This window comes from Bacteroides sp. CAG:633 (assembly GCF_000435115.1).
GTDB lineage: Bacteria > Bacteroidota > Bacteroidia > Bacteroidales > Bacteroidaceae > Bacteroides > Bacteroides ndongoniae.
In genome coordinates this window covers 1-3,108 of sequence record NZ_FR883069.1, presented here as the reverse complement: position 1 = coordinate 3,108, position 3,108 = coordinate 1, and the positions used below count along the sequence as shown (strand labels likewise).

Annotated in this window: 4 protein-coding genes and 1 pseudogene; 2 read left to right on the top strand and 3 right to left on the bottom strand. The window is 44.2% G+C overall.

The genetic code is table 11. The features are described 5' to 3' along the window. Both QVP67_RS07855 and QVP67_RS07850 read left to right on the top strand, forming a co-directional pair. The coding region (locus QVP67_RS07855; protein ID WP_288180023.1) for an MATE family efflux transporter at nucleotides 1-735 on the top strand (735 nt) is incomplete at its 5' end. Nucleotides 736-948: 213 nt separating this feature from the next. Continuing rightward, entirely contained in the window at nucleotides 949-1,704 is a 756-nt protein-coding gene (locus QVP67_RS07850) for a hypothetical protein (protein ID WP_022163019.1), read from the top strand. A 154-nt stretch (nucleotides 1,705-1,858) separates the two neighbouring features. Here the strand turns inward: QVP67_RS07850 and QVP67_RS07845 are convergent, their stop codons facing one another. The 3 genes and pseudogenes from QVP67_RS07845 to QVP67_RS07835 form a co-directional block, all read right to left on the bottom strand. Beyond that, nucleotides 1,859-2,275, bottom strand: a complete 417-nt coding sequence (locus QVP67_RS07845; RefSeq protein WP_288180022.1) for a DUF5053 domain-containing protein — start codon at nucleotides 2,273-2,275, stop codon at nucleotides 1,859-1,861. Between the two features lie 51 nt (nucleotides 2,276-2,326). Continuing rightward, complete coding sequence (locus QVP67_RS07840) at nucleotides 2,327-2,524, bottom strand: hypothetical protein (protein ID WP_022163017.1); 198 nt, start codon at nucleotides 2,522-2,524, stop codon at nucleotides 2,327-2,329. 398 nt (nucleotides 2,525-2,922) lie between these two features. Then, nucleotides 2,923-3,108, bottom strand: a pseudogene (locus tag QVP67_RS07835) (DeoR family transcriptional regulator); the annotation flags it as partial.

Here is a 3,108-nt window from a genome sequence, read left to right as displayed (position 1 = left end):
GCCGAAATGGTGGTTGCCGGTGTATTGTTGTGGTATCTCTGGACCCGCTCGAACGAATTGAAGCAGAGTGGGGAGAGGGGTGGTTTCCGTCCGAAAGCAGTCACGTTGAGAAATGCGCTTCGCATTGGTCTTCCGATGGGGATTGAGCACATGGTCATTTGCGGAGCACAGATTGTGACAACCGTCATTGTGGCTCCGTTAGGTGTCTTTGCCATCGCGGCCAACTCTTTTGCCATTACGGCCGAAAGTCTTTGCTATATGCCCGGTTACGGCATTGCCGAGGCTGCTACGACACTGGTCGGGCAAAGTATCGGTGCCGGACGCTGGCGGTTGACCCGCAGTTTCGGACGCATCACTGTGTTTATGGGAATGGGGGTAATGGGAGTGATGGGGGTACTTATGTATCTGTTTGCTCCTCAGATTATCGGCTTGATGACTCCTGTCGAGGAGATTCGGAAATTGGGAGTGATGGCCTTGCGCATTGAGGCGTTTGCTGAACCTATGTTTGCTGCATCGATTGTCGCATATGGAGTATTTGTCGGGGCGGCTGATACGTTGGTGCCGTGCCTGATGAATCTTTTCAGTATTTGGGCGGTACGCTTGTCATTGGCCGCTTTGCTCGCTCCGACGCTGGGACTGAAAGGGGTATGGATTGCCATGTGCATTGAATTGTGTTTCCGGGGTATGATTTTCCTTGTACGACTGATGCGGGAGAAGTGGCTGAAAAAAGTATGAAATTTGCAAACTTGCAAACTTGCAGGCTTCCTCACACACACGCGCGCGTACGCGCGTTAGAAATCGGATCGGACATGCCTAAAAATACCCCTTACTCAAGTTTCGCAAGTGCGAAACTTAAGAACCCTATATCGTAATCAATGCCGAAGATGTGCTCAATGAATATGAAAAAACGTTTGATGTTGAAGTGACATATACACAAACTACACCAACGTGAAATATAAATTGCCTGAGGGGATAGAATACTATCAGTTTGCCGATATAGACCCCGAAATAGTGAAGTTATGCGAATTCCGTACAAACAGGCTGTGGGACTTTGACATACCTGAGGACACATTCAACAAATGCATTATCTATCAAGACCAGTTTTTCGGCAACAAGCACGTTTGTTGTATAAACAATAGCGCAGGCACTATCAAGTTCTACCAGCACATGATGTACCTGCAACGGGTGGTGAACGACCCTAACGATGAAGAATTTGTAGAGCTGGAGATTATACCTGCTGAAATTTATTTGAGAGAAAACGGGGATTTCAATCTTTTCACTGTTCCGCTGGCAAGAAATGTACTGGAGGTATCAGACAGTTCACAGAATAAGCAAGGTCTGATAGATTACATAAAAGTTGGTATTGAAGAGAAACAACCTCCTAATCACTTGTTTATTGCATTTTACGAGGGGTACCAAAATTATTTCATTTCTGTTGATAACTCAACAGGAGAATCTGTGCGAAGTAGTTCAGCATATAGAATACCGATATATCGTACAACTCCTTTTCATTATGGTTCATACAACATTGGTGATGCGGCTTTTTATGCAGTATACCCCGACAAGGAAACAACGTTACAGATTGATGGCGAATACGGACTATACAAGCTATATAAAGACAACCCGAAAGTTAACAAAAAACTGAATATAAGTTTAGCTTCTTACGAAAAGGACAATGGTACGAGCCTACAGATATATTCCTAATCGGTAACCAACCGTATTTTTGTGAAGAACTGAAATACAACATGGAAAGTAAAGGATGCCCTGAAGTAGTGGAGGGTACTTTTTTCAGGTTAGAATAAAAAAATCCCCGCAGCGGCTCGAACTGCGGGGAATAGGGTGTTCAATAAAACGTCTGTCAAGCTATGGATATGGAACCAAGTTTCCTGCTGATGTCCTGCAAGGCAAAGTTGAATGTCTCCAGGTCTTCTTTGCTCAGCGTATAGACCTTACCCCTCACTTTGGTACCGTTGATGCGTTGGCTCAGCCAGGCTGTACTCTTCCCGAAATATTTCTTGGCAATATAGCCCAGCGGAATAATGTCAGCATATGGGGCAATCTGCTGTTTCACGGTCACGTAGTTTTTCATTTCCTCCGCCTCCTGTCCCAGTTCTTTATATCCGTTCAACAAGAAATCGGCTATCTCGCTCGCATCTTCCGGCGACTGGTACTTGGCGGTTATCTCATCAGACAAGGCCGTATAACGCTCCATGGCGTCTGGTGCGTCCGAATGGGCAATTTCATTCAGTTTTTTCAAATCATCTTTCAGTGCCATATATGTTACAGTATTGTGCCCCCTCTCTGTCGCAGGGGGCTTGTTCATAAATCATTTTTCGCTGTCATTCAGAATTTTTTCCAGCATCTCTATCTGTCTTTCCGTTTCGAGCTTCGCATCCAGCAATGCGTTCATCTCTTTTTCGCTCATTTTGTTTCCCGCATTGCGGAAGGTATGCTCATACATCTTCGACATCAGCTTCAATTTGGTCAATTTGGACAACAACCTCATTCTTGTTTCCTTTTCCATTTCTCGTTCTTTTATTGACACAACAAAGATACATAAACTTTTCTTTATGTACAAGCCCGCATAAAGAAAAGTTTATGCGGCAATCATTTTTTTATCTTGAAATATATTAATACCCCAACCTTCGTAAGCTCAAGTTGCAGTTGACAAGCAATAAGTTGACGAGTTGACAAGGCGTTTGTAGCGAACCGTTTCAAGCGGCACTTTGTCAAACAGGGTGTTCCAGCTTGGTAGACTTATTAACTGAAGCATTGTCAACTAATAAGTTGAGCACTTGCGAACTTAGACACCCCTTATTTTTTCCCAGTTAGGAAAAAATATTTTCCCAGTTAGAGAAATTTTTTTTCCTAGTTAGGAAAAAAATGGGGTATAGTAGGGGGCTTTCTGCTTGTATGAAGCTATTATAAATCTTCAGGCATGGGGATGACAAGGATAGAGTCACTGCACCGGATTCCGTAGAATACGTCACGAACCCGCCCTTGCTGAGGTATCAGAATACCTTTCTCTACCAGGTCTTTTATGTCGCGTGCTGCAGTATCTGGCGATACCTTTACACGTTTTGCCCAGTTCTTAGCCGTCAGTTTGCC

Coding starts and splice junctions, on each gene's coding strand:
- QVP67_RS07840 (WP_022163017.1), bottom strand. CDS start 2,524: ATGGAAAAGGAAACAAGAATGAGGTTGTTGTCCAAATTGACCAAATTG.
- QVP67_RS07845 (WP_288180022.1), bottom strand. CDS start 2,275: ATGGCACTGAAAGATGATTTGAAAAAACTGAATGAAATTGCCCATTCG.